Raw genomic sequence first — 26,499 nt, 5'->3', positions numbered from 1 at the left:
AATTTTAACATCATGAAAAAAGTTTTGTTTTTCTTATTGTTTGGTTTCCTGATCAAAGATTTTGGCTCTGCACAAACCAAAACCGAATACGAAAACTTTAACATCACGCGCACGGAAATAAGAAAGAAAAACCCCTACTTCTTTGAATTATCTTATGTGGGAACTGATTCGGGATGCTATTACGGACTTTCCATTCCCGAATCTCAATTCATAAAAAATGTATTGGCAAAAACACAAAGATTATACCGCGTTATCAAAGTGGATAGTTCCCTCAATTATACCGCTGTGGAGTTGCCCACCAAAATAGAAGGGAAAAAAGCGACCATCGAATTTATGCTGAAACTTAAAGATGATTTCTATGTATTCTCTTCATTTAACAACCGGAAGCACAAAAAAAATTATCTCTTTGCCCAAAAAATTAACAAGCAAACACTGACAGTATTGCCCGAGGCCAAAATGGTCGCTGAGGTTGACTACAGCGACTTTAGCGATTATAAAAACACTTCTTTTAATTACGTCTATTCTGCCGACTCATCAAAAGTTTTAATATCCCATAATCTGACCAACAAGGACAAAATTATTCTGAAGATGGGAATGACACTGTTTGATGACGGATTGAATAAACAATGGCATACCGACAAAATTCCTATTCCCGAAGAAGGATTTTTTACCATTGATCAAATTGAAGTATGCAAAAACGGGGATTTGTTTCTTCTCGGAAAACTCAACGATAATAAACGTGAGATGAAACAACAAATAGGATATTTAAATTACACTTATAGAGCTCTCCTTCTATATGACAATGGCCAAAAAGCAGCACATTTTCCATTAACCATTCCCGATAATTGGGTATATCGTCTCTCCTGCATTTTAAGTAAAGATGATAACATCCTTCATTGCGTTGGTATTTACGTTTCAAGCGAAACCTCAAAAATAGCAGGCGTCTGTAGTTTTAATATAGATAAGAACCGGAAAGCCATTTCCAAGCAGAACCTTACCCCCTTCAACAGTGATTTGCCATTAGCTAAACATATAATCGAAAGGAAAAAACCCACCGGCGAAAAAATTTTTTCTACTATAGGTTTAGTAAGCTATTACCATTTTTACTTTTTCATCAGAAAGCCCATTATGGATAAGGATGGTAGTTTCTGGATGATTACCGAAAAGGTAAAAGAGGTTCCCCACTTCAACAATTCTATCATTCCCGCCTTTAAGGATTTGTATGTAACCAAATTCGACAGCACCGGAAACGTGAATTGGACATCCAGAATAGACAAGAGTTTTACGGTCTATCCGGGAGAGTTCAATGTGGGCTCTTATAATGCGCATCCTATAAATGGCAAACTAAACCTTATCTATACATCAGAAAAGACGAATAAAAAACATACTATTGAAAAAGCACTCAAGCATATAAATGTAGGTATCGAAAGTGTCAGTGGAAGAAAATCTTACGTCACTACCCTCTCCGAAAATGGTGAGATTCACGAAGCCATATTCAGCGCTATAAAACAAGATAAAACCATGCTTAAAGATAGTGGAATGGGATATTTCTCTGAAAACTCTTTGTTCGGTTATGAAAATTTTGGTGAGGGATATAAGAAATACAGGTTTTTCAAAATTGATTTTAATTAGTTGATCTTAAACAACCATTATCGATTGATAACCTTTCTTTTCTTGATTGCTAAAAGACAAACCAATAAATACAATAAATAAGGGCTGCCCGTTTTTTGTAGACAGCCCTTATTTTGACTTTTAAATAATGTCTAAAATCCACTGCCACAAATTTCTCTCTACCAATATGAGAATCAATTTCAACAAGAAAATCTCTAATGCTTAACAATTGATTTCCTATTCCATCTTTTCTTGTTGTTCGAACAATCATATATGTGCATTTGATAAAAGACCAACTTCACTTCCTTCCGGCAACAGTTTTAAAGTTAACCATTTTAAAAATAATGTATTCTATAGAAAAACATCATCATTATCTCCACCGGGTCCGTATTTAACACCAATAATGCATCAGAACTTCGTCATGAGAAATAAAAGTGCAATCAATCAAGAATTTGTTGAAATGAAGCATAGCATCGCGATGATGAATTGAAACAAGTTAGCTTGCGACTTGATTAGGAGCAATTTTAATTCGCAACAGATTTTCTGAAGCATTTTTCGGGTTGAAAACACCATGACTTTTTTTCTTTTTTCTCACAAAAAATGATTAATATTTGGGTTCAATGCAGGAAGGCATTTGAACAATAAAGGATTTTTTTAAAATTATTGAAATATCCAATAATAAATTATCTTTGCCGCGCAAAATTTGGCATGCATGAATATACGGTTAGTACTAAACATCCTGGGCAGGGTGCTGATAATCCTCGGATTATTTATGTGCACCAATTTTATATGGGTGATCGTTTATCATGAACCCACCTTTTGGGGCCACTTTTATTCCTGTCTGATCACTCTTCTGGGGGGAATTGGGCTCTATCTGTGTTCATCCATCCACTTAAAGCCATCGTTGGGGCTCAAAGAGAGCTACCTGACGGTCACCTTTGCCTGGTTTGTCATCTCAGCATTTAGTGCTTTACCCTATCTTTTCACCCATTCCATTGTCGGCTTTGAAAATGCTTTTTTTGAGTCGGCGTCGGGCCTTACCACCACCGGAGCATCCATCCTCAACGATATTGAGTCTTTGCCCAAAAGTATTCTTTACTGGCGCAGTCTTACCCACTGGATTGGAGGAATGGGAATCATCGTACTGGTCGTGGCCATATTACCCATGTTGCGCGTAGGGGGCTATAACCTCTTTAAATCGGAAGCCACAGGCATCTCCTACGAAAAACTGACCCCCCGAACCGCCAATACCGCCAAAAGATTATGGGGGATTTATGTGGGATTAACATTCATACAGGTCTTTTTTCTGTTGCTTGGCAACATGAATTTATTCGAATCGCTCTGTCACAGCTTCGGGACCATCGCCACCGGCGGTTTCTCTCCCAAGAATGACAGCATTGCCGGTTATTCGCCATACATCCAGTATGTCATTATGATTTTCATGCTGCTCTCCGGCATCAACTTTACGCTCCACTATTTTACCATGCAGGGAAAATTCAGGAAGCTGACCCATAACGATGAATTAAAAACCTATCTGGGAATTATTTTAGTAACAGGCATCATCATAACCGTCGTTCTGGCCCGTCATTTCAATCTGGGCATTGAAGAAGCCTTTCGAAAAGCTTTTTTTCAGGTCATTTCGATTATCACATCCACGGGCTATATCACCGACGATTATCTGTTGTGGCCCACCCGTGGTTGGATTTTCATCTTCCTGCTCTTTTTTGTGGGGGCCAGCGTAGGCAGCACCGGCGGCGGCATCAAAGTGATTCGTTTGGTAGTGGCATTCAAAAGCTTTTATGTCAATTTTCTTCGACTGGTACATCCCAATTCTGTGTTTGTGTTGAGAATCAATGGCGAGGTGGTAGATGATGAAAAGGTCAGCAATATCCTGGGATTTATTGTCCTCTATTTCGTTACCGCTTTTATCGGAACCATGGTCATGATTTTCATGAATGTGGATGCCTGGACCTCGGTCACCGCTGTTTTATCATCCATGGGTGCCATTGGCCCCGGATTTGGAAGTATTGGACCAACCGGCAATTTTTACCTGATTCCGGAAGGCGGAAAATACTTCCTGACATTCCTGATGATTCTGGGACGACTGGAATTGACCACTGTATTTGTCATTTTCACTGGCCATTTCTGGAAAGATTAACGATGAATTTTCCCGAAGGATCTTCGGATCACGACCTGTTTGTTGGTCAAGAAAAGCGGATCTTTGGGACGCTCATCTCCATAATTCAACGGCTTAAAAACAGATCTCGACATTCTCCTGATACCCGGTGGATTCCTTTTCCTGCAACAGAACAACCGGGGTCATCCAACCGGTTTTCGGAAAAATACGAAGGCTTCATTTTTTATCGATAATGAAGAACAATCAGCGTCCTCCCCTTGTCAGTCGTGCCGGTCGATATCCATTCTTATTCGCCATTTTTTGGGAAACAGATTATTGAAACGACTGCCCACATTTTTTACAAATCCCAAAGGTAGTTGATTGTAACAGACCACGATAAATCCTTTTGGCAGATTCGAACCTGATTGAAGCGACTGGCCCTTAAGGTATCTAAGGGCTTCTTCTCTGTCGAGCGCGTGAGTAGCCCAACGGTTTTTAAAGGCCCAACTAAGAGGTAATACCGGATCGGGAATAAACTCCTTTCGTCCCATACTGCCCAGCGAAATGCCGTAATCCAAGATTTTCAAATGCTTTTGTAAGCGGTACAAAAAATTTTCATATTCAGCGGGGAAGGCCTTCCACAGACCGTCACTCTCAAAAAAAGAATAATCGCCGGGATTTTTTAATACTGCAGAAACCGAATCAGGAACCTTATATTGCTTTCTTTTAGTGTTTTTTATGGGCTGAGGGGTATGATGACCGTTTTTCCGAAGGGCGGCAACAAAAAAGCCTTCCCCTCTGACTTTGTGGGGATAAAAAGCCAGTCCGTTACCATTGTCAACGGAGATCTCCTCAATACCCCAAAGGGTCGGTACTTTCAGCGGAACGATTTCAGCCATTTGATTTTCGATGAGCCACTTTATATTCTCTTCATTTTCGGCCCCATTAAAGGTACAAGTGGAATAGATCAGCCATCCCCCTTCTTTCAGGGCAGGCCAGGCATCTTGAAGAATGCGTCGTTGTCGTACCGAACATAACGCGGCATTTTCTTCCGACCATTCCCGGCGGGCCACGTCTCCTTTTCGAAACATGCCTTCTCCCGAACAGGGAGCATCCACAACCATTATATCAAAAAGGCCTTTCACCCGGGAAAATTCCGAGGGGTCGGAACGTGAAACCACTACATTGGGAGCACCCCATTTAAGCATATTCTCCCTGAGAATCCAGGCGCGGGACTGGATTACTTCGTTGGTAACCAATAAACCTCTACCATCCAGAAATGAGGCCAGCAACGAAGATTTACCACCAGGTGCCCCACAAAGGTCAAGCACCTTAAGATCTTCCCGATCCTCCTTCGGCACAAGGCTTTCCATGACATGCCAAAGAAACATGCTGCTGGCTTCCTGTGGATAGCAACCACCGCCGTGAAATAAAGGATCAAGTGTAAATAAAGGACGCTCTTGCAAATAGTATCCATACGGGCACCAGGGAATGACCTCTGCATTCGAATAAGCTTCAGCAACCTTTCGGGGATTGATGCGAACCGAATTGACCGGCGGCGCTTCCATACTGCGCAGGAATTCTTCCGGCTCATGGCCCGGAAAAGTGGTTCTGATACGACGGGTAAAATCTTCCGGCAGAGGAACTCTATTGCTCATGATTATATTTTTGGACGAACCGTGTTCGGGATGGTTGATCGATCATTTTTCGGTCTGCAAAATAACACAAAAATAGCTGATCCTTCTGCCCTTTGACAGGATTCTTTCCTGCTTCTTCCTTCAAGCGATGGAATCAGCCCATGATAACAGCCCTAGCCTCAATTAGCTGCACCCGGGCGGCCAGCCATCCTTAACCACCCATACCCGACCACACAAACGTTTACTTTTCACTCCTCTCCGGTTCTTTGATTTCCAACACATCAACACTTCCGAGGCTCTCTCCCAGAAAAGCTTCCCACTGCTGACGCTCATCCTCATGGTTTTCTTTGGCCATCTCCAGAAAATGAACCAATCCGTCCAGATTGGGGTTGGGACTGGAATTTAAACCATCCAAATTGATGTCCTTTATTCTCAACAACTTCTCCACGCCTGCTTCTTTAAAAATTTCCCGCAAGCCTTCGATATCTGACCCTTTCATACTGTAAAAAGTACTGATCCGATCGATGCGCCAATAAGACAAATCCTGTTTCCCCATGCCAGTCAGTGCTTTCAGCTTATCGCCCTCGGGGGTGCTACTATGGGTTATAAAAAGAAAAGTGCGGATGAGCAGCACATCCTTTACGACAGAAGCCATAAAGTATCCCACTTTTATTCTCTTAATCACAAAAGGAATTAAGATGTATCCACGATAAAACACAAATTTGGATATTGGGTTGAGATTTAAATAAAACTGAAGCGTCAGATAAATATTATTAAACAAGTCCAGACGATGCACCATCCGAATGATGGCATGCGATTGGATGAAAACAGGCAATTCTTTCTTTTTACCGGAATAATGCTTTTTAAGCTTTTTGGCACTCACATTCACCCAGTCCATCCCTTCCATCTTGGTATGTCCAAGTCGATAGGCCAATCGACGGTGCCCATTAATCCGGTAAGACATTTCCAAAACGGGATAAGCACAAAGTTTGATCTCCAATTCCATACGTGGCACTTTTCCTCTGATCACATTGATTCCCTGTTTCATCGAATAATATTTGCGAACGGGGTCATTGGACATCAACAGCCCCATATAGCAAGCTCGAGAAAAGTCATCCACTATCTGCTTAAGCAACAAAAAGGAGATTTCGTCCAATAATTTCACATAGGGATCATTTTTCCCATATTTTTTGGACTTATAAATATGCGTACCCAAACACAGGCTCAGAAAGACACTGGCCTGATAAAAGGTTAGTTTGCACCCACCCACTTCTGTATAAGTGTTGCGAAAATAATATTTGAATATGCTTCCCACCCACCGAACATCTGCCGAAGAAATAAAATCGTTGCCACGCATGGGATTTTTCAGTCGGAAGGAAGATTTATAACAAAAACGCAATTGACGGGGCGAGAGATCAAACAAATTGTAGTTCAGCTTTAGTAAAGCCAATGTTTCCAATAGGTCGGAAACAAACTTTTTAAATCCGCCCTGAGGGTTCTGTTGCCCTGTCTTTTTCTTTTTAGATTTGCCCATAGAACGAAATGAATAACTGGTTATCAATCAACTACAGGAATACACATCTAAAAATCGATAGTAAAACTAAAAGCCTTAACCAAACTAACCAATCTGAATTCCGGATCCATTCTATCGGTGTTATTGGTGTGGTTCAGGCTCATTCGCACCATCTGAAGCTTTATTGAGAGACTCATTGAGGCTCTTTTTCACCCGGGCGGTTCGATGGCCGTCTCCGGTTTCCACCATGAGGCACGCATCAAACCGTATAAAAACCGAAGCTTCGTTGCCCGGGACTTTGTCCGGCCTTCTCCAACGACGTCACGGCCCTTTGCAGGGTTAGAAAAGACGATATAAACTGAAACCCTGTCAGTTGGAGAGTGGAAAAGTTCATCTTCGACTGAAATCCTGTCAGTCGCTGGGTAAAAAAGTTCAATTCAAACTGAAACCTTGTCAGTTACGGAGTAAAAAAGTTCAGTTCAATCTGAAATCCTGTCAGTTGCCGACTTCAAAAGACGACTTCCAACTAAAAATTTGTCACCTCACGAGTAAAAAAAATCAATGGCCGCCTTTGAAAAGCGACACGACGGGTTAAAAAAAGGTGTGGCTGACTAACAACTATCAATGGCCGAAGAGAAAAAGCCTTTTCGCATCTTCCCAAAAGCTACCTCTATAAATAAAGTGCCGCTCTTCGTATCCCAAAAGCCGTTGACGATCAAAGAGCGGCAAGCAAAAAAGGTGATCGCTTCTTTTGAAAGATGATACTAATCCACGATCACGCGTGCCCGGGTATACTCATCATAAAAGGCAGGATCCGAAAGTTGATATCTGAGCATCAATCCGTCCAGCGTTTTTTTGAGCAATTCACTGGTTTTGTCAAACAGTTCATCCAAGGAATTGATAGCAGCAAAAACACTGTTGCGAATTTCCCGGGGTTTACCAATTAAGGCTTTAAAATCATCAAGGGTTGTTTCCACCTCATTAATCATATCTTCGGTCACGCCGAAATCGGCTAAATTTTCCAATTCAGCCCTTACCTTTTCGATTAGAGGGACAACCATACTTTCCACCTCAGCTTCCCGGGCATATTGAATCTTGCTTTTACTGAAATTAAGATTTTCAGGAAAGGGCTCATCTTCATTCAGCGCATAATAGGCCCGGACTATACCGGAGAGGATGGCGGTTTTTATGGCCAATTGTTCCAAGATTTGCTCTTTTTGTTCTGTTACGGCCTGGCTGTCCAGTACGGTTTCTTTATCCCGTTCGCGAATTCGCTGAATCAGCTCATCCAACTGGTTTTTCACCTGAACCATTACCGGCACACTGTTCCATTTGTCGGTAGATTTATCGAGCACCGACTGAGTATTCAAAAACATCCGAAACAGTTGATTTTGTCTTGCATTCATAACTCTTTAATTTATAGTTAAACAATTAGAATTCAAGGGGAGACACCCCGTGGCAGAAGTGAAAAGAGACAAGAAACTCAACAAAAATTTGGAATAGATAAACAAAATGGAAATCCACCACGTGCAGGTGGTGGTTTGGCAAGCATCACCTTCGGAAGAGCTCTGAAGGCTACTGTTTCTGATATGTGACTCCGAAGCATCATAGCAAAACAGTGGATACTACAATGATTCGGGTATAAATTTAATGGTTTTGCGATTTAAAATCAATTTTAATTTTCTCTCTCAACATTCATTTTTTTTTCAAATCCTATTTTCGTTAAGAAAGACAGAGAAATCGGGTCTTCTACCCCTCTCCTGCCAGGGCGGAATTTTCTATTTAAGAAAAAAAAGTCCGATTTTTTTTTGCCTTTTACAAAATCCCTCTATATTTGTCTTGTCATTCCGATTGGTTTAATAGGATAAAATTAAAATAAATTGCACTAAAACCAAAGAATGCTAAAAATAAGCATCATACATATTTATTTATACAACATTAAACCTTTTAAATTAGTAGGAATTAAACTGAAATTTTAAATATCATGAGTCCAAAACGACCTTCTGCCAACCAAATGATGAATATGACAGATACCATAATGTGTATGTGTTGCGATCATCTATTGCAGAAGGGTAAATCCGATTGATACTTTAAGAATCAACAATAAGGACAAGCCGAGAAAGGCCCTTCTGCCGAATACAGAAGGGCCTTTGTTGTATTTGAACAGAAAATGCGGACACGACGATGGTTCCCATTATCAGAACTAGGACAAAAAGGATTTTTCACAATTGAAACAAGCATGCCCAACCAGGCCTGTCACAACAAGAACATTTATAAACTCATGAATAAGCGAGGTCCATCCGACCAATGGATTAACCAATTTCTATACGAATGAAACAATGTCTGGAAACCAAAAAATACGAAGCCCCATATTATTCGATCAGAGGCAATCGACTAAAAACAGGAATCACAGCTTTAAACAAACACTTTTCAGTCCGTGTTAAGACCGTTTCACAACCCCAAACAACCATTGATAAAATAAACCAAACCAATAATTGATAGAATGCCATGACATCCAAAAACTTTCTTCCCATAGCCATTGATATTTCCAACGAAAAGATTTTAATCATCGGTGGCGGTCACACGGCCTGGAACAAGATCAACATCCTGAAGCGGTTTTCTGCCAACCTGGAAGTAATTGCGCTAAAGGTATGTGATGAAATAAAAGACAGCGGTGTGCCCTTCCGCATAAAAGCATATGAAAAGAGAGACTTAAACGGCTATTTGATGCTCTATTCCTGCACCAATGACCCGATTCTCAACAGACAAATAGTGAAGGATGCCCGCCAGAAAGGAGTACTGGTGAACATACATGACCATCCGGCGCTTTGCCAGTTTGTCTCTCCCGCCATCTATCAATCAGGGCATCTGCGGATAGCCGTATCATCCAATGGTGAGGATGTCTATGCCGCGATCCGAACGCGCAACATCATCAGAGAATACTTTGAAAAGCAACCAATAAGATCCAACTGATTCAATAAAACTTAATTACGATGACCCTAAATTCATTACCATTAAAAGAGACCCAACAAAGAGCCTTGGAAGAGCTCACCCGCGGCCTTTCTGCCGATCAGGCTTTGTGGCTGAGTGGTTATTTTATGGGGTTTCACCACCAGAAGACGGAGGTGACCCCGGGAAAGCCATCGTCGCAGTGCGATTCCGCAGCCAATGATATGCCCTTAACCATATTGTATGGAACCCATACCGGACGGAGTGAATCCATTGCCCGCAGTTTGCACGAGAAGGCCTCTCAGCGTGGTATTAGTAGTACAGTTTTCGCCATGGACGAATACAATGTACGCAACCTTAAAAAGGAAACCAACCTTCTCGTCATTGTCAGCACTCATGGAGAAGGAGATCCCCCTTTGATGGCCGAAGATTTCTATCATCACATAACCGGCAGGCGAGCTCCCAAGCTGGATGGTCTCAAATATTCGGTACTTGCCCTGGGCGACAAAAGCTATAAGCACTTTTGCAAAACGGGCATCGAGATTGATCGGGCATTGGCCAAAGCGGGTGCTGCTTCTCTTTCACCGGTGGTCACCTGTGATGTGGACTTCGAAAGCGATGCCAGCTTATGGATGGACCGGGTGCTGACCGCCCTTGGCAACCAACAAATGCAAGGTGCCAGCGAGGAAAACGCAGCGGCATTCCCATCGCTTTCTTCTGCCGAATATAGCCGACGGCATCCCTTCGAGGCAGAGATTTTGGAAAAAGTACGCCTTACCGGCAGCGAATCGGACAAAGAGGTATACCATCTGGAAATATCGCTCGAAGGATCAGGTCTCACCTATGAACCGGGCGATGCCCTGGGCGTGCTGGCCAGAAATCCGATGGGACTGGTTCGGGATATACTGTCGGAGCTTGGTCTGGAAGGCGACACAACCCTTAATACCCATGTGGGAGAAATCACACTGGAAGAAGCCCTCCGACATCATTATGAAATAACCGTCTTAACCAGAGAGGTGTTGCAAAAATATGCCGAACACACCAATCATGAATCACTGAAATCCCTTATCGAGAATGAAGAAAAGCTTGATAGCTGGCTGTATGGGCACGACCTGCTGGATCTGATTCATGACTTTCCCGCACCCATAAAAGGAGAGGAACTGATTCAGTTGTTGAGACCTCTCCCCCCCAGGCTTTACAGCATCTCATCCAGTCAGGAAGCAGTGGGCGAAGAGGTACACATCACGGTTTCCAAAGTTCAATTTCATCACAAAGGCCGAAAACGAGTCGGCGCTTGTTCGGGCTTCCTGGCAGAAGAGGTGGAGCCGGGAGATCAACTTTTGATTTACATCGAAAAAAATTACAGCTTCCGGCTGCCGGAAAACGGTGACCCCGTAATTATGATCGGTGCCGGAACGGGAATAGCCCCCTATCGTGCGTTCCTGCAACATCGAAAAACACTTGGGCACAATGGTAACACCTGGCTTTTCTACGGTGATCGTCGCTTTTCATCCGACTTTCTGTACCAAACTGAATGGCAAAAATACTTGAAAGAAGGTGTCCTGGAAAAAATCGATTTGGCCTTTTCGCGCGACAGCAAAGAAAAGCAATATGTTCAGCACCGACTCCTACAACAACAAAAAAACCTCTTTCAATGGCTAAAAAACGGGGCCTACATCTATTTGTGCGGCGATCGACGAAAAATGGCGAAAGATGTGGAAAACACCCTAACCGAAATCATCCGCAAGCAGGGCGGCATGACGCCCGAAAAAGCCAAAGATTATCTTCAGCAACTGAAACGTCAAAAACGATTCAGAATAGATGTTTATTGAATGTAAGCATAAACATCAGAAGGGGAGAATAAAAAGACAACAGCCATCGGTTTACCGTCATTCGCTTACAATTATAGTCCTCAAAACGCCCCACTGTGAACGATGAAATCTAAACTCTAAACGAAAAACGAAAACAATGAACCACCAAATTGACTGGAGCAAATTGTCTCAACTGGAAAAGATCAAATACGACAGCAACTATCTGCGTGGAACGCTCACCGAGAGTTTGGCCGATCCTGTGACGGGTGCCATAGCGGAATCAGATACTCAGTTATCCAAATTTCACGGCATCTATCAACAGTTTGACCGGGACACCGAAAAAGATCGGAAACGTCGAAAGCTGGAACCGGCTTTTTCGTTCCTCATAAGAGTGCGGCTTCCCGGGGGGATCGCCACCCCCCAGCAATGGCTGCAAATGGATGGGCTGTCCGACCGTTATGCCAACGGCACCCTTAAACTCACCACGCGTCAGGCTTTTCAGCTTCATGGCGTCATAAAGCGAAATCTGAAACCCACCCTGCAAGGCATTAATGAAGTCCTGCTGGATACCATTGCCGCGTGCGGGGATGTGAATCGCAATGTGATGTCGCACGCCAACCCGGCCGAATCACCGCTCCATGCAAGTGTTTATCAGTTGGCGGGCGAATTATCCCGTCATCTGACACCACAGTCTACCGCCTATCATGAAATATGGCTGGATAAACAATTGCTGGCATCCTCAAAGAAAGAAATTGAACCCATTTACGGACGGACCTATCTGCCACGAAAGTTTAAAATAGGCATTGCCATTCCGCCTTACAATGACATTGACGTCTTCTCTCAGGACCTGGGATTCATTGCCATAGAAGAAAAGGGCAAATTGGCCGGGTTTAATGTCACGGCGGGCGGCGGCATGGGTTCCACCTTTGGGAATCCACAAACCTATCCTCGTCTGGGCGATGTGATCGGTTTTTGCCAACCGGATCAGGTGCTCAAAGTGGCCGAAACGATTGTCTTGATACAGAAAGAAAACGGCAATCGACAAGACCGTAAAAGAGCACGACTTAAATACACCATTGACGATCGCGGAATAGAGTGGTTCAAAGATGAGTTGAATACCCGTCTGGGTTTTGCTCTTGAAGCGCCCCGCCCCTATCGTTTCACCCGCAATGGCGACCGCTACGGATGGAAACAGGGTATCGACGGCAAATGGAGCCTCAACCTTTTTGTGGAAGGAGGAAGAGTGAAGGACACCCCCTCTCTCCTCTTGAAAACAGCTCTGCGAAAAGTTGCTGAAAACATTGACGATGCCCAATTTATTCTAACCGGAAATCAAAACCTGATTATTGCGAATACCTCTCAAAAAGAAAAGGTGGCGCGCATCCTCAAAAAATATGGCGTATGGCCGGCCACGCTTTCCGGATTGAGACAGAATTCCATCGCCTGTGTGGCCTTAAACACCTGCGGATTGGCATTCGCCGAAGCCGAAAGGTATCTACCGACACTGATCGGGAAGATAGAAACCATTCTGCAAGAATATGATCTTTTGAAAGAAGAGATCGTCATTCGTATGACCGGATGCCCCAACGGTTGCGGGCGGCCTTACCTGGCCGAGATAGGACTGATCGGCAAATCAATAGGCCATTACAACCTCTATTTGGGGGGCAACAAACAGGGAACGAGATTAAATACTTTGTATCGGGAAACGCTTACGGAAAAAGAAATTATTGAAACACTTCGACCCCTAATTGCCGATTATGCCCAAAATAGAAATTCCCATGAAAGCTTTGGCGATTTCGTAATTAGAAAAAAATATGTTTCCGAAACGGTTCAGGGAAAAGATTTCAGACATTGATCAAACCGAAAGAAAGGAAGTGAATAGTCTATGTTTATTAAAAGGTGATTCACATTTAGAATCAGATTAAAACCAACAATCCAATCTCTTTCAGACAGATGAATGCAAAGGGGAAAATCATTTCAAAGAAATGCAGATACCCCTTGCTGGTTTTATTACACATCATCATTTTTTTGATTCAATAGTATAATAAAAATGTATTTGAATTTTTCTCCACCCTCCAAAAGCCATACTCAATCATCAAAAACATAAAACCAAGAGCCATGAACAACTTCAAGCATCAACAACAAGAATTCTTGCCCATATCGGTAAATGTAACCGGCAAAAAACTATTAATAGTGGGTGCCGGCAAAGCTGCCCTGTCGAAAGTCAGAAGTTTGCGACGTTTCAATGTATCCATTACAGTCATCGGAATAAAAATCGATCCTGCCTTTCTGGAAATCGACAACATACATATCATCCATAAAAGCTATGATCCTTCCGACCTGGATGATTTTTTCATGGTATATGCATGCACCGACAACCGACATACCAATGAAATAATTCGCGAACACTGCCATGCCCGTAACATTCTTGTGAATCTGGCAGATAATCCCCGCCTCAGTGATTTCATTTCTCCTGCCGTTTACCAGGAGGAGGATCTAACAATAGCCGTCGGATCAAATGGGAAAAACGTGAAACAGTCGATCATGATTCGGGAAAACATAAAAAAAAACTCCGGGCCCGACTTAACAGGTTATCTATCATTGGAAAAGACATCTCTTAACGGAGAAAAAAACAGGGATCGTTCGCAGAAACCATTCGTTCCCAAAGTCATTCTGGCCGGTTTTGGTCCCGGTGATCCGGAATTAATGACGCTGAAAACCCATCGCTACCTTTTGGCGGCGGATATTATTTTTCATGATGCACTGGTCGATTCCAGGTTTCTGGAACACTATCCGGCCCGTAAAATAGCCGTGGGGAAACGATGTGGACAACACCATATTCAACAGGTAGAAATCAACCAGCTACTGGTATCAGCCGCCTTGAGCGGGAAAAAGGTGGTGCGACTAAAAGGGGGCGACCCTCTTATTTTTGGTCGGGCCGGAGAAGAACTTCAATTTCTGGCCGAAAACAATATTGATGTGAAAATTGTGCCGGGGATAACCAGTGCTTTTGCTGCCGCAGCTCAATATGGAATTCCATTAACCCATCGGGAGATAGGTTCTTCCGTAGCATTTTGTGTAGGACATAACATTGCCGAACGGGAATTACCCCAGGCCAGTACTCTGGTCTTTTATATGGGAGCACGACAACAATGCGAAATTTCCAACATACTGATAAAAAAAGGATGGAATAAAAATACCCCGGTTGCACTCATAAGTAATGTTTCCAATCCTCAATCAAAAGTAGTAATATCGCAACTCGACCAATTATGTCAACATCCGCTTTTACAAGAAACACCGCTATTGATAATAGTAGGACAGGTTGTAAAAAAGATGCCTGAATTTGAAGAAATTGCACCAAGAACAGAAAAGAAAAAGAAGCACATTTTTGCAGTTTAACAATATATTATCTATTTTTGAAATCCAATTTACGGGGTGCCTTACTTAACAGGCTGAGATCATACCCATTGAACCTGATCAGGATAATGCCTGCGAAGGGAAAAGATTTTATCGTATGCTCACCTTTATCAGTACCGCACTCCATAGATTTTTGATTAATCCTTTAATAATCATAAAACTATGGAACAAATGGTATCAGCAGGAATCATCGATTCCTACTTCAACAAATTAAAAGAGAATCTGGCCGTTGATGTGGCCATTGCCGGCGGTGGGCCGTCGGGACTTATTGCCGCTTATTAATTATCAAAAGCAGGCAAAAAAGTGGCTGTTTTTGAACGTAAGCTAGCCCCCGGTGGAGGCATGTGGGGCGGTGCCATGATGTTTAACGAAATAATTGTGCAAAAAGAGGCTCTGCCCATCCTTGAAGAACTCGGCATCGAAAGCAATCCATACAAAGATGATTACTATACAGTGGACTCGGTACATGCCACCTCTGCCCTCACCTATCATGCCACCCGTACCGGTGCCCGCATCTTTAATTGCACATCCATAGAAGATGTGGTATTTCACAATAATAAAGTGAGTGGATTGGTTGTCAACTGGGCGCCGGTACATCGCGAAGGGCTTCATGTAGACCCTTTGATTATTATGGCCAACGCCGTAATCGACGGAACAGGCCACGACTGTGAAATAGTGCATACCGTAGCCCGCAAAAACGATATCCAGTTAAATACCCCTTCGGGACAAGTCATGGGAGAACGTTCGCTGGCGGTAGAAGAAGCCGAAAAAACAACCATCGAAAACACCAAAGAAGTATTTCCCGGCCTTTTTGTTTGCGGAATGGCCGCCAACGGAACCAGCGGCAGCTATCGTATGGGGCCCATATTCGGGGGTATGCTCCTTTCCGGACAAAAAGTAGCAGAATTAATAGCTCAAAGACTTTCTGAAGAATCTAAAGTTCCGGAAAAAGTCAACGGGTAAAAGTTGATAATCAATAGTCATTAGCGGTTAGTGATTAGTGTTTAGTCACTAGTTTTTGGTTAATGATTGACTTTTTTAACACTTAAGAATATGGTAATTTTTGATTGGGGAGATGGCTGCTTTTAAATATTGTAAACTTCTTGTTTATATATAAATACCCCAATTTATGTCGCTTTCTCAACCACCCTGACCATCCAATCTCCCCAATCATCTCATTTTACATCGTCGGTGTGAATTGGCAATCCAAATAAATAAATCCAATGAAACGACCATGACCAAGAAGATTTGCAACAATAAGAACATGTATAAACTTTAGGTCATGCGAGTTTCATCCGGCCAATAACTTAGATAAATTTTATACGGATGAAAAATTATGGTGTTTATGTGATTTTAACCAAACCGATGCTACCGCATACGACCATTGCCGAAATATGCGTACAAAACCAGGTTGCCATGTTGCAACTAAGGGAAAAAGAGATGAGCGACCGGGAGCTTCTGAAAATTGCCCGTGATTTAAGAGCCATAACCCGTGGAACCACTACCAGTCTGGTCATCAATGATCGTCCCGACATTGCCCTGCTTTGTCAGGCCGACTATCTGCATCTGGGACAGGATGATTTGCCTGTTTCCGAAGCCAGAAAAATTGTAGGCCCCATGAAGATTGGTCTATCCACCCATTCCCTGGAACAGGCAAGGCAAGCGCTAGCCCAAGAACCGGACTATATTGGTTTTGGACCGATATTTCCCACCAATGCCAAAGCAAAACCTGACCCGCCCGTAGGCACAAACCAATTGGAACAGGTGCTTGCAATATCTGACGTTCCGGTGGTTGCCATTGGGGGTATTTTCCCTGAAAACATTGGGCAGGTAATTGCTGCAGGTGCCCAAAACATTGCCATGGTTCGTCACTTTATGCAAACCACCGACTTTGAAACAAATTTGAAACAAATTCAAAAACTAATTCCATGACCACACAAATCCACTATGCCCGTGCAGGCAAAATAACCCCGGAAATGAAAATTGTAGCTGCGCGCGAAAAGGTAGATCCTCAATGGCTTTGCAACGAGATAGCCGAAGGAAGAATCGTCATACCCAAGAACCACCATCACCATTTTGAACCCCATGGTATTGGTGCCGGACTGACGACCAAAATAAATGCCAACCTGGGCACATCGGAAAAACACTGTAACCTTTCCGAAGAACTTAAAAAACTCGATATTGCCGTTAAATATGGCGCCCATGCCATCATGGACCTCTCAACCGGGGGCAATCTAAAACTTATCCTAAACAAAATATTGAAAGCATCTCCGGTAATGGTAGGTACTGTCCCCATATACAGCGTTGCCACACGATTGTTGGCCCAAGGGAAAAGCATAGCTGATTTGACGCCGGAAGAACTTTTCCGCGAAATAGAATTTCAGGCCGAGGCCGGTGTGGACTTTATGACCTTGCATTGCGGTGTGACGCAAGCCTCCGTATCCTTTCTAAACAACGACAAGAGAGTATGCGGCATCGTTAGCCGTGGCGGGGCCATACTTAAACGATGGATGTTGGAAAATAAAAAAGAAAATCCGTTATACGAACAATACGACCGAATCCTGGATATTTGTCAAAAACATGATGTCACCATTAGCCTTGGTGACGGCCTTCGTCCCGGTGCCGGGTCCGACGCTACCGACCGTGGCCAGATTGCCGAGCTGCTGGTACTGGGCGAGCTTGTTGACCGCGCCAGAGAACAAGGCGTTCAGGTCATGGTAGAAGGACCGGGACATATGCCGCTCGACCAGATAGAGATGAACATGAAGCTGATGAAGAGAGTTTGTCATGAGGCGCCCTTTTATGTTTTGGGACCGTTAACCACCGATTCGGCCCCGGGATATGACCATATTGTTGGAGCCATCGGCGGGACGGTAGCGGCTATACATGGTGCCGACTTCCTTTGCTATGTCACGCCGGCCGAACACCTATGTCTTCCCAACGCCGAAGATGTTCGAAATGGCGTCATTGCCAGTCGAATTGCTGCCCACAGCGCAGATGTGGTCAATAAAATTAATGGTGCGCGTGAAAGAGATTACCTCATGTCCAAGGCCCGGCGCGACCTCGACTGGGAAACCATGTATGAACTGGCTCTTGACCCAGAAATGGCCAGAAAGCGTAAAATTGAATCGGAAAGCAGCGAGGAAGACCATTGTACCATGTGCGGAAATCTTTGTGCAGTGAAAAATGATAAGGTGGTTTGACAAATTTTCAGCACTGAACGATTTTAATTATTCCTAAAAAACGCATTAATACAAGCAATTTAAATACAATAAGAAAATTATTTTCCAAAATAATTTTCTTAACAGAACGTATTATTAAACACAATTTTATACATTTGTATAATAAGAGCAATAACAAAGTTATAAAACACTTGAATTTAATAACTTTTCTTTTACTAAAAACTCAAATAAAAGGAGGTGCCTATGAAAACATAACAACTTTACTATTTTAATGGCAAACAATACTGTAAGAATTGATTCAACTATTTTTTATTAACCCTAAATCTAACAAAATGGAAAAATTATCAATTGTATTAATTATTGGATATTTCTTAATTTTTACATCTTGTAGCCAAACAGAAGATTTGGATGTGCAAACACAAATTCCCGATGTATATGTTGATAATGGAATTCTTGTAATAAAAAACCAAAGTGTTTTAAACAATCTAATCCTTAGTAATTCGAAAAAATCAAAAGAAGAGCTCACTGCTTGGCAAGACTCTTTAGGATTTGAATGTTACCAAATTTATTATGACGAAATTTTCTCTGAATATGAAGAAGTAGTAAATAATGCTAAGTCAGAGGCGCCAATTCTTGAATTCATAAATACATATAAAAATGAAGTATTTATCCCCGGAGGGACTATTGATGGCCTACCAGATTATAGCATAGAACCAAAAGTCGTGCCCCCTTATCTTACAGTAGCAAACAAAGACGGAATTTTCAAGCTTGGCAATGAAACAATAGTATCTACTAAAGAAAAATTAACGACACTAAAAAGCGTTTCCACTTTTTCTTGTTCCAAAAAGCACGATAAAAGAAAGATGAATATCCAACTGACAGTTAATGACCCTAAAAGTAATTACAACTATGTAAGAGTTACACATTCCAAAAAGGTTCTCTTTGCATGGGTCTCTTATTCGACAAAATATTATTGGCGTTATAGCCCAAACGACCCTGGCTATTTTGCAACCGATAATGACATTCTATCAGGAACAATGTTTAACCTATTGCGAGGTTCTAACTATCTTGAAATGTGGAATCGGGGCGTAGGGGAGGACCATAAATGTATTTTCTCTTGGTAATATTCAAATAATAACAGCATCTGAAAGCATTCGGAATAATTTTTGTTATATTTCAGATGCTGTTTTATAGAATAAACATAATTCCAGAAATACAATTGTCAATGATGTATCGGCCATTTTTAATTATAATAACTGGAATAGTTTTTTGTCAACCTAGCTTGTCTCAATCAAACAGGGAAATGGGTATTGCCCCCAAACCGAATATAAACATACCTTTAAAATACCAACTTCCTTCACTCACATTACAACAAGAAAACCAATTATTAAATCCATATTTCGAACACAACGGCATCCGTCTCCAACGGAACTGGACGTTTACAAACTTTACTTTGGATTCCATATCCGATGTCCGTAAAATTTATTTTCAGAATACCGGAAGCATCATGCATTACCCTGCCTTCGGCGGTTACCAGCACTTCAAAAGCGATATAGTGTTTAAGCCGGTGAATAAGCTAACCGTTACTTTAGGCGGTAGCCTTCTAAGCATTGACACGCCCGAATCACTGCGTCCGGCAATGCAATATGGCATACAGTCTTCGGTCCGGTATGCATTCAACAACCACTTAAGTCTTTTCTTATACGGACAAAGACTTTGGGACTTCAGCAAATCTCAAAAAAGCAGTTTTGCAATAATGAATCCATTATTTCCGCAAACGGAAGCAGGTGCCGGCCTATCGGGGAACATGAAGAATATCCAAATTGATGTAGGCCCCAGGCTAATTTTTGATACAAAGTCCAATTTTCAAAAAATGAATTTAATAAACACAAATATTTCAATTGATTTTTAGGACAGAACTACATTCTAGCCGTTTTTTTAAACTAATATTATCACATTAAACAAATTATGAAAAGAGCAGCATTTGTTTTAATTTATGTTTTTTATATTTTTTCAGCTTTAAGCGCCCAACCCCACTCGGGAATAAAATTTTCAACCACATTTAGTGATACCAAATTAAAATCGGACGAAGAACAGGAGTTTATTCAATACAGTGAGGGTTCCGGATGGGAATTGGGATATTCATTCCATATTCCGGCCATTAAAGTGATAAGTTTTCAAATTGAACCGGCAATAGGTAAATTGCCATTGGATTATTCGGATGATTATTTAACTAATTTTAGTGACATAGACCGCTCTATTTTCTATTTTTCCATGAATACCTTTGTTAACTCTATGGCATACAAAGGTTTTAATTTACAGGTAGGACCCAGGTGGGAATATGCATTATTTGGGTCCCGAAAGTCAAACTTCAATGTTGAACTTTCTGCCGGCTTACTAAAACATTTCAAATGGGCCGATATTTATGCCCGCTACTATTTCGGTCTTTCAGATTCATACGGCTATGAGCCCATTCAATCTTCGTATTATGGAGATAACGGACCCTCAAATAGTGAGTCTTTTGGTGCTGAAACAGAAGGCTACAGCCGACGTTTTGAGGTAGGTGTGGTTATCCCGTTGTTTAAATTTCTAAAATAAGAAATAGCGTACATGTACATGCCTGGCAAGCCCCTATCCTTTATCCTGTTTCTATTGTCTCTGAATTTAACGCTTTCCTGTACCAGTGAATATAAAGGAGAATTTCCCCGGGAAGCACCCATGCCTGTTATTAATGCCATAATCACTGCTGACAGTACCATTTCAGTAACCCTGTCATGGACGCGCAGGCCCAATTCAACGGAGGCATTTGTCCCCATCACAGGTGCTGAAATTCTCCTTTGGGAAAACAACACTCTGCTAGACTTGCCACAGGAAACCGAGGAGGGGGTATATCTATTTAATCATTCAGCTAAAGCTGGATGTATATATTGTATTGAAGTATCGAAATCAGGCATGAAAACAGTCAGTGCGACAACCATTGTTCCAGAAAACATGGAAGCATCCGTTATTTTAGAGGAAAATCCGCTGGGGGAATGGGATAAAAATCATTTCAAACTGACGCTAGGTAGTCCAACCGATAGCATGAGAGGATTATGGATAGTCACCACTTTAAATAATAACAACGACACATCTGTAGAGCAGGCCTCGGGATTATACTGCAACTCAGTCCTTCCCGACGTTTTTAACAGAACGTACGACTCCTCCGTCCCTGATGGATACGTCTATGAATATGATTTTTTTATTCGCATTGATGCCCAAAGCTTAAATACCACCTCCCAGGTTCTTTATTTCAAGCCATGGACCATGTCTAACCCAATGGATGTATTTATCATCACCGCTTCGGAAGATTACGACCAATATTTCAAAACAGCGTGGGAACAAAAGAGCTGGGACCCGGAAGTGGACCTCCCCTTTTCCTATCAACCAATATTTATCTATTCCAACATTACCAATGGCTATGGAATTTTTGCCGGATGCAATATTCAGAGACTTCGGTTTTATTAAATAGCTTAACACTATGCCCTACATTCACCGCCTTTTTCATGTAATTCTCATACTTTTTCCCCTGTTTGCAAACATGGCGAACGGCTATTCCCAGCAAAAGGTCAATGGCTATGTTCTGGATATAGAAACAGGCGAATCACTGCCCGGCGCCAATATTATCACGTATCCTTGGGGAACCGGTACTACAACCAATCAATATGGCTACTTTTCGATGTCCCTGCCCAACCAAACGCAAAAGGTCACCATCTCATATATTGGTTATAAACCTATTGAAATATCTACCAGCGAACTTCCCGACAGCACCCTGATACTGTTTTTGGAGCCCGGGTATATCTTGAACGATGTTACTGTAAAAACAAACACTCTTCAAAATTTTATTGCCGCGCCCAATTCACCAACACTTAAGCTCCGCCAGTCTGAATTCAAGCAAGCCGGTTCCATTTTCGGAGAACCAGACCTGCTAAAAAAAATACAAACATTACCGGGAATCAGCCAGGGGAAAGAAGGAGGTTCTGAGATATATGTTCGCGGAGGTCATCCCGGTCAAAATCTCATAATGCTTGACGGTGCTCCCGTATATAATATTAACCATGCGTTTGGTTTATTATCCATTTTTAATGTGGATGCCTTAAAAGAGGCCACCATATATAAGGGAGGTATTCCTGCCAGATTTGGGGGACGCCTTTCATCTGTAATAGATGTTTGGGGCCGTGAAGGCAACGAAAACAAAAACCAAGGAAGTTTCTTTTTTAGCACCATCGGCGCAGGCCTGACCCTTGAGGGCCCTGTAGTAAAGAAAAAAAGCACATGGTTATTATCGGCACGCAGGTCATGGCCTGACCTTCTCTATTCAGGATTTCAGAGCCTCTCAAGCAATGGCCGTTTTGTTCCCGGTATTTCTTTTTCTGATATCACGGCCCGCATCAATTTCAAAATAGGAACCGACAGACTGTTTTTAAATCTGTATCATGGGAAAGATAATTTCTTTGTACGCTCCGAAACCGCCACAAACAAAACCAACTACCATTTAAGTTGGGGAAATTATCTGGCATCGGTAGGATATACTAGTGTCTTATCCTCCGACCTTTTTGCCCATGCCCTGGTTTATTTCAGCAACTACTTCGATAAAGAGGAAAGCGAAAACTCAAGTCAGGCATATAACGACTATTTTGAACGGCTATCTCTTTTCCGGGAACTGGGCACAAAGCTTTCATTGGATTGGCAAATTAACACAAATCTTCTTATCAAAACGGGAATAGCCGGAAGTTATCAACGTTTTAGACCTGCCAAAACAAATCAATCACTTCAAGGGCAATATTACAGTGCGAATAGTCCACTCTCGGAAATTAAAACCCTAAACCTGTATGGTGAAGGTATCTGGTCAACAGAGCAATGGAACCTGCAAGCAGGTATCAGAACTTTAGGTGAAAAAAGAGATGGCAAAAGTATCACGGCTATCCTACCCCGCCTTTCAATAGGGCATAATCTGTCAGAACAATTTGCTTTAAAGGCAAGTGGAATGATTACCAGGCAATCATTTTATGTTTTGAGTAAATCAAGCAGTGGCTGGCCCGGCTATTTCTATGTCCCCGCACCGCCACATATTGACAGTTCCCTGGGCAAAGACCTATCTGTAGGATTCAACGTATCTTCAAACCGAAAATGGAACATAGATGTTCAAGGCTACATTCGACAATACAAAAATATCGCCGCGAGCTATGAAATCCCATCAGATGCCTTTGCACAAATCGATTGGGCCGAAAAAATAAAAATTGGTGACGGTCGTTCTTCAGGATTGGAATTTCTGGGTGAATACAATTATCCCTTTGGTGCTTTGAAATTAGCTTATACCTTATCCCGAACACAGGTTAAATATAACGAATACTATGACGGTCAATGGTTTAATGGGGATTACGACAGGCGTCATGACCTTCATCTAAATCTTTTATTCAATTTAAGGGATGATGTCGCCAGAAAACGCCAACTTTCCGTCAATTTCTATTACCGCACGGGCCAACCCATGACCTTGCCATCGGCAGAAGCAACAGGTCTATACCCACCTGTTCATCAACCATCCTACTGGCATAACTTTTCTTTTATTGGTCATTATTCAGGACCAAACAACGCCAGAATGCCGGACTATCACAGGCTGGATATATCATACGAAACTACTAAGAAAAAGAAGCATGGGGCAAGGACACTTTCATTTGGTTTGTATAATGCGTATAACCGGCAAAATCCATATCTGATTTATTTCGATAATAATGACAACTCATACAAACAATTAACGTTATTTCCGGTAATGCCCTTCATTATGTGGAAAAGAACGTTTTAACCGCTCTATAACCATATGCTTTCTGCCTTTCTGAAGATTATTACAACCCTGTGACAATTTATGACAACATCTGAAAAACGGGTGACACCCAAAGATATTTGCCGCCATACATTTGCTTCTGAGAATCAACCACTACTTGTATCACTTAAAATTTATTATCATGAAAACTTTAATGATTTCCTTAGGAGCAATGTTTTTGGGAGTAATGATCGGAAGTGCCCAAAACCTGATGACCAACCATGTTGTCACTCATTCCGACACCATTTTTTGCGGCAAGCTGGATGTTCGAACTTTCAAAACCAAATGTACACTGGAAGATGGAAAAACCATCACCATTAACAACAAAGACATTTTAAGGTATTCGCAAAACGGACGTCTCTTTGTCAAATTGCCGGTGTATCGAAACAACCAATTAACTCGTCGAATGAGTATGATGGAATTAATAAAATGCAAAAACGGCGTTTTAGTCTTTAAAGACGAATTCTTCAATGGTGCAAGAGAATCTTTGGATGCCCACTTCTACTTTTACAAAGATGGTAAGTGCCTCAACATTCAGCGTAATCCGGCGGTCGACAACATCATGGCCTACCTGGACACATTCGGTGAATCGGATAACGAATTGAAGGATGGCAGAAAGATGGCCAGACAATAAAAACAGGAGGTACATCCATTATTTTTGCCGGCAATCCACCTTAAAAGTCAAATAGTTTTTTTAGTTTTAGTATCCAAATCATATTTATTTCATTGAATGACCAAAAAGTTGCACAAGATTTTAGCCGGAATGACAGTGCTGTTGCTGTTCCCCGTAGTCATTGCCACCATTTACGAATATGTAAAAATCAATGAAAACGAGGAACTCATCAGCACTGTTTATAAGGAGCAACTTGAAACCATTGTTTCTTCCATCAACTCATACACGTTGGATATTTCCGACACCTGGGGTACCCGCCTCGAATTATGGCTTAGGTATCCTTCCGACAGTGCACGACTCAAAAAAATGGTGGCCGAAAACCAATCAATAAAGGATATTTATTTAGCCGACGAAAACAAGAATTTTTCTCTGGTTTATGGTCGTCGCCCACACCCCAACCTGTTTCCGGCTCTTGATTCTATATTAAACAAATACTCTGGCGAAATAGAACAGCTGAAAAACTACTATCGAAACGGCTATCGCAAACTCATTTCGGTGCCCGGAATTGATAAAGAGACGCTTCTGTTGTTTATTGCTGAAGATCCCGATCAAAAGTTGAATATTTTTTTCGTGAACATTGATTTGCTTTCCTTTTTCCAAAATCAGGTAAGTCCACGCATTCAATCCATCGCTCAGGAACATTTTCGCATCGATCTTTTAGACCGAACAACAGGAAACGTATTGATATCCACAGAGCAGGGGGTCCCTCCGCCCGATCAGTTTGACCAGGAAGGAAGCATGTGGTTCTTTCCCAATATTAAGATTGGCATTGGCCTGAAAAATCAAACCATTGCAGGGCTGGCCAACCGAAGAATCCGGGAAGGGTTGAGACTTATGGCCCTGGTTTTGCTGGTGATGTTTGTGGGTATTTGGTTCCTCTTCGTCAGTGTAAAACGAGAGATTGAGTTGGCACGCATCAAATCGGAGTTTATTTCCAATGTTTCTCATGAAATCCGGACCCCCTTGGCCCTCATTAGTATGTACATCGAAACGTTGGAGATGGGACGAATTAAAACCATCGAAAAAGTGAATGAATATTACCAGATCATTAGTAAAGAGACCCAGCGACTGACCGGCATGGTCAATAAGATCCTCAACTTTTCGCGGTTGGAAAGCGGACGCCAAAAATTTGATTTCGACACCTGCAACCTGAATATCATCACCCAAAAAGTATTGGACACTTACCAGTTTCACTTGAAAAATAAAGGTTTTGAAGTCAACTACAACCCGGCCTCCAACCTAAAGGCCATTCGATGCGATAAGGAAGCCATTGCAGATGCTTTGATAAACCTTATCGATAACGCTGTGAAGTACAGCCGCGAAAAAAAGAAAATAGAAATCACCACCGGAATAAGAAAAAACGACTCATTTGTGGAGGTCAAAGACCATGGACCGGGAATCCCCAAAAAGAAACAAAGACTGGTATTCGATAAGTTTTACAGAGTGACCACCGGCGATCTGGCTCATGAAGTGAAAGGTACCGGGCTGGGATTGGCCATTGTCAATGAAATTGTAAAAGCCCATAAAGGAAAAGTGACATTAACCAGTAAACCGGGTGAAGGATGTTCCTTCAGATTATATTTCCCCATGATATCGGCCGATAAAGGATAAGTGAATTGTAGAAAAAGATTATAACCCGCCTGAAAATATAGAAAATAGCCATCCAAGGCCCATGCAATCCATTCGAAATGGAGCGAATTGGATCAACACAGAACATACCATATACAAATAGA

Annotated in this window: 22 protein-coding genes, 1 pseudogene and 1 riboswitch; of the genes and pseudogenes, 18 read left to right on the top strand and 5 right to left on the bottom strand. The window is 42.1% G+C overall.

The features are described from left to right. The first annotated feature begins 12 nt into the window (after window positions 1-12). Window positions 13-1,632 (top strand): hypothetical protein, encoded by a 1,620-nt coding sequence (locus tag ACT29H_RS08865; RefSeq protein WP_444821264.1) that lies wholly within the window; start codon window positions 13-15, stop codon window positions 1,630-1,632. A 49-nt stretch (window positions 1,633-1,681) separates the two neighbouring features. On the opposite strand, the gene ACT29H_RS08860 is transcribed toward ACT29H_RS08865, so the two are convergent. Further along, complete coding sequence (locus tag ACT29H_RS08860; RefSeq protein ID WP_444821263.1) at window positions 1,682-1,882, bottom strand: hypothetical protein; 201 nt, start codon at window positions 1,880-1,882, stop codon at window positions 1,682-1,684. Window positions 1,883-2,323: 441 nt separating this feature from the next. On the opposite strand from ACT29H_RS08860, the gene ACT29H_RS08855 reads away from it, so the two are divergent. Continuing rightward, window positions 2,324-3,769 (top strand): TrkH family potassium uptake protein, encoded by a 1,446-nt coding sequence (locus ACT29H_RS08855; RefSeq protein WP_444821262.1) that lies wholly within the window; start codon window positions 2,324-2,326, stop codon window positions 3,767-3,769. A 2-nt stretch (window positions 3,770-3,771) separates the two neighbouring features. Continuing rightward, window positions 3,772-3,981 carry a hypothetical protein gene (locus ACT29H_RS08850; RefSeq protein ID WP_444821261.1) on the top strand — a complete coding sequence of 70 codons (210 nt, stop codon included), beginning with the start codon at window positions 3,772-3,774 and terminating at the stop codon, window positions 3,979-3,981. A 27-nt stretch (window positions 3,982-4,008) separates the two neighbouring features. Here ACT29H_RS08850 and ACT29H_RS08845 read toward each other — a convergent pair whose 3' ends face one another. The 3 genes from ACT29H_RS08845 to ACT29H_RS08835 form a co-directional block, all read right to left on the bottom strand. Next, window positions 4,009-5,385, bottom strand: a complete 1,377-nt coding sequence (locus ACT29H_RS08845; RefSeq protein ID WP_444821260.1) for a methyltransferase RsmF C-terminal domain-like protein — start codon at window positions 5,383-5,385, stop codon at window positions 4,009-4,011. Between the two features lie 220 nt (window positions 5,386-5,605). Then, window positions 5,606-6,898: a hypothetical protein gene (locus ACT29H_RS08840; RefSeq protein WP_444821259.1), complete on the bottom strand. Its 1,293-nt coding sequence runs from the start codon at window positions 6,896-6,898 to the stop codon at window positions 5,606-5,608. 47 nt (window positions 6,899-6,945) lie between these two features. Beyond that, window positions 6,946-7,074: a hypothetical protein gene (locus ACT29H_RS08835; protein WP_444821258.1), complete on the bottom strand. Its 129-nt coding sequence runs from the start codon at window positions 7,072-7,074 to the stop codon at window positions 6,946-6,948. Window positions 7,075-7,501: 427 nt separating this feature from the next. On the opposite strand from ACT29H_RS08835, the gene ACT29H_RS08830 reads away from it, so the two are divergent. After that, window positions 7,502-7,639, top strand: a complete 138-nt coding sequence (locus ACT29H_RS08830; RefSeq protein WP_444821257.1) for a hypothetical protein — start codon at window positions 7,502-7,504, stop codon at window positions 7,637-7,639. A gap of 2 nt (window positions 7,640-7,641) precedes the next feature. Here the strand turns inward: ACT29H_RS08830 and ACT29H_RS08825 are convergent, their stop codons facing one another. Beyond that, on the bottom strand, window positions 7,642-8,283 hold the full coding sequence (locus tag ACT29H_RS08825) for a hypothetical protein (RefSeq protein WP_444821256.1): 642 nt from the start codon (window positions 8,281-8,283) through the stop codon (window positions 7,642-7,644). A 1,102-nt stretch (window positions 8,284-9,385) separates the two neighbouring features. Between ACT29H_RS08825 and ACT29H_RS08820 the strand changes: the two genes are divergently transcribed. The 14 genes and pseudogenes from ACT29H_RS08820 to ACT29H_RS08755 all read left to right on the top strand — a co-directional run bounded on the left by ACT29H_RS08820 (window position 9,386) and on the right by ACT29H_RS08755 (window position 26,377). After that, on the top strand, window positions 9,386-9,850 hold the full coding sequence (locus ACT29H_RS08820; RefSeq protein WP_444821255.1) for a precorrin-2 dehydrogenase/sirohydrochlorin ferrochelatase family protein: 465 nt from the start codon (window positions 9,386-9,388) through the stop codon (window positions 9,848-9,850). A 20-nt stretch (window positions 9,851-9,870) separates the two neighbouring features. Then, window positions 9,871-11,658, top strand: coding sequence for an assimilatory sulfite reductase (NADPH) flavoprotein subunit (locus ACT29H_RS08815; RefSeq protein ID WP_444821254.1), 1,788 nt, complete (start codon window positions 9,871-9,873; stop codon window positions 11,656-11,658). Window positions 11,659-11,794: 136 nt separating this feature from the next. Continuing rightward, window positions 11,795-13,492 carry an NADPH-dependent assimilatory sulfite reductase hemoprotein subunit gene (locus ACT29H_RS08810; RefSeq protein WP_444821253.1) on the top strand — a complete coding sequence of 566 codons (1,698 nt, stop codon included), beginning with the start codon at window positions 11,795-11,797 and terminating at the stop codon, window positions 13,490-13,492. 263 nt (window positions 13,493-13,755) lie between these two features. Beyond that, complete coding sequence (cobA, locus tag ACT29H_RS08805) at window positions 13,756-15,036, top strand: uroporphyrinogen-III C-methyltransferase (protein WP_444821252.1); 1,281 nt, start codon at window positions 13,756-13,758, stop codon at window positions 15,034-15,036. Window positions 15,037-15,058: 22 nt separating this feature from the next. Then, window positions 15,059-15,154, top strand: a riboswitch (TPP riboswitch). Window positions 15,155-15,348: 194 nt separating this feature from the next. Continuing rightward, window positions 15,349-16,017, top strand: a pseudogene (locus ACT29H_RS08800) (sulfide-dependent adenosine diphosphate thiazole synthase); the annotation flags it as partial. 363 nt (window positions 16,018-16,380) lie between these two features. After that, window positions 16,381-16,986, top strand: a complete 606-nt coding sequence (gene thiE, locus ACT29H_RS08795; RefSeq protein WP_444821251.1) for a thiamine phosphate synthase — start codon at window positions 16,381-16,383, stop codon at window positions 16,984-16,986. Then, window positions 16,983-18,257, top strand: a complete 1,275-nt coding sequence (gene thiC, locus ACT29H_RS08790) for a phosphomethylpyrimidine synthase ThiC (protein WP_444821250.1) — start codon at window positions 16,983-16,985, stop codon at window positions 18,255-18,257. The genes thiE and thiC overlap by 4 nt, the downstream gene beginning before the upstream one ends. Window positions 18,258-18,568: 311 nt before the next feature. Then, on the top strand, window positions 18,569-19,360 hold the full coding sequence (locus ACT29H_RS08785) for a hypothetical protein (RefSeq protein WP_444821249.1): 792 nt from the start codon (window positions 18,569-18,571) through the stop codon (window positions 19,358-19,360). A gap of 179 nt (window positions 19,361-19,539) precedes the next feature. Continuing rightward, window positions 19,540-20,148 carry a hypothetical protein gene (locus ACT29H_RS08780; RefSeq protein WP_444821248.1) on the top strand — a complete coding sequence of 203 codons (609 nt, stop codon included), beginning with the start codon at window positions 19,540-19,542 and terminating at the stop codon, window positions 20,146-20,148. A gap of 56 nt (window positions 20,149-20,204) precedes the next feature. Then, window positions 20,205-20,834, top strand: a complete 630-nt coding sequence (locus ACT29H_RS08775; protein ID WP_444821247.1) for a hypothetical protein — start codon at window positions 20,205-20,207, stop codon at window positions 20,832-20,834. An 18-nt stretch (window positions 20,835-20,852) separates the two neighbouring features. Then, complete coding sequence (locus tag ACT29H_RS08770) at window positions 20,853-21,740, top strand: DUF4249 domain-containing protein (protein WP_444821246.1); 888 nt, start codon at window positions 20,853-20,855, stop codon at window positions 21,738-21,740. A gap of 73 nt (window positions 21,741-21,813) precedes the next feature. Continuing rightward, a complete protein-coding gene (locus tag ACT29H_RS08765; protein ID WP_444821245.1) occupies window positions 21,814-24,075 on the top strand; it encodes a TonB-dependent receptor in 2,262 nt (753 codons plus the stop codon). 160 nt (window positions 24,076-24,235) lie between these two features. Beyond that, on the top strand, window positions 24,236-24,727 hold the full coding sequence (locus tag ACT29H_RS08760; RefSeq protein ID WP_444821244.1) for a hypothetical protein: 492 nt from the start codon (window positions 24,236-24,238) through the stop codon (window positions 24,725-24,727). 129 nt (window positions 24,728-24,856) lie between these two features. After that, window positions 24,857-26,377, top strand: a complete 1,521-nt coding sequence (locus tag ACT29H_RS08755; RefSeq protein ID WP_444821243.1) for a sensor histidine kinase — start codon at window positions 24,857-24,859, stop codon at window positions 26,375-26,377. The last annotated feature ends 122 nt before the right edge of the window (window positions 26,378-26,499 follow it).

Source organism: Thermophagus sp. OGC60D27 (assembly GCF_052400625.1).
Classification (GTDB): domain Bacteria; phylum Bacteroidota; class Bacteroidia; order Bacteroidales; family Marinilabiliaceae; genus Thermophagus.
This window is presented reverse-complemented; position numbering and strand designations above follow the sequence as displayed.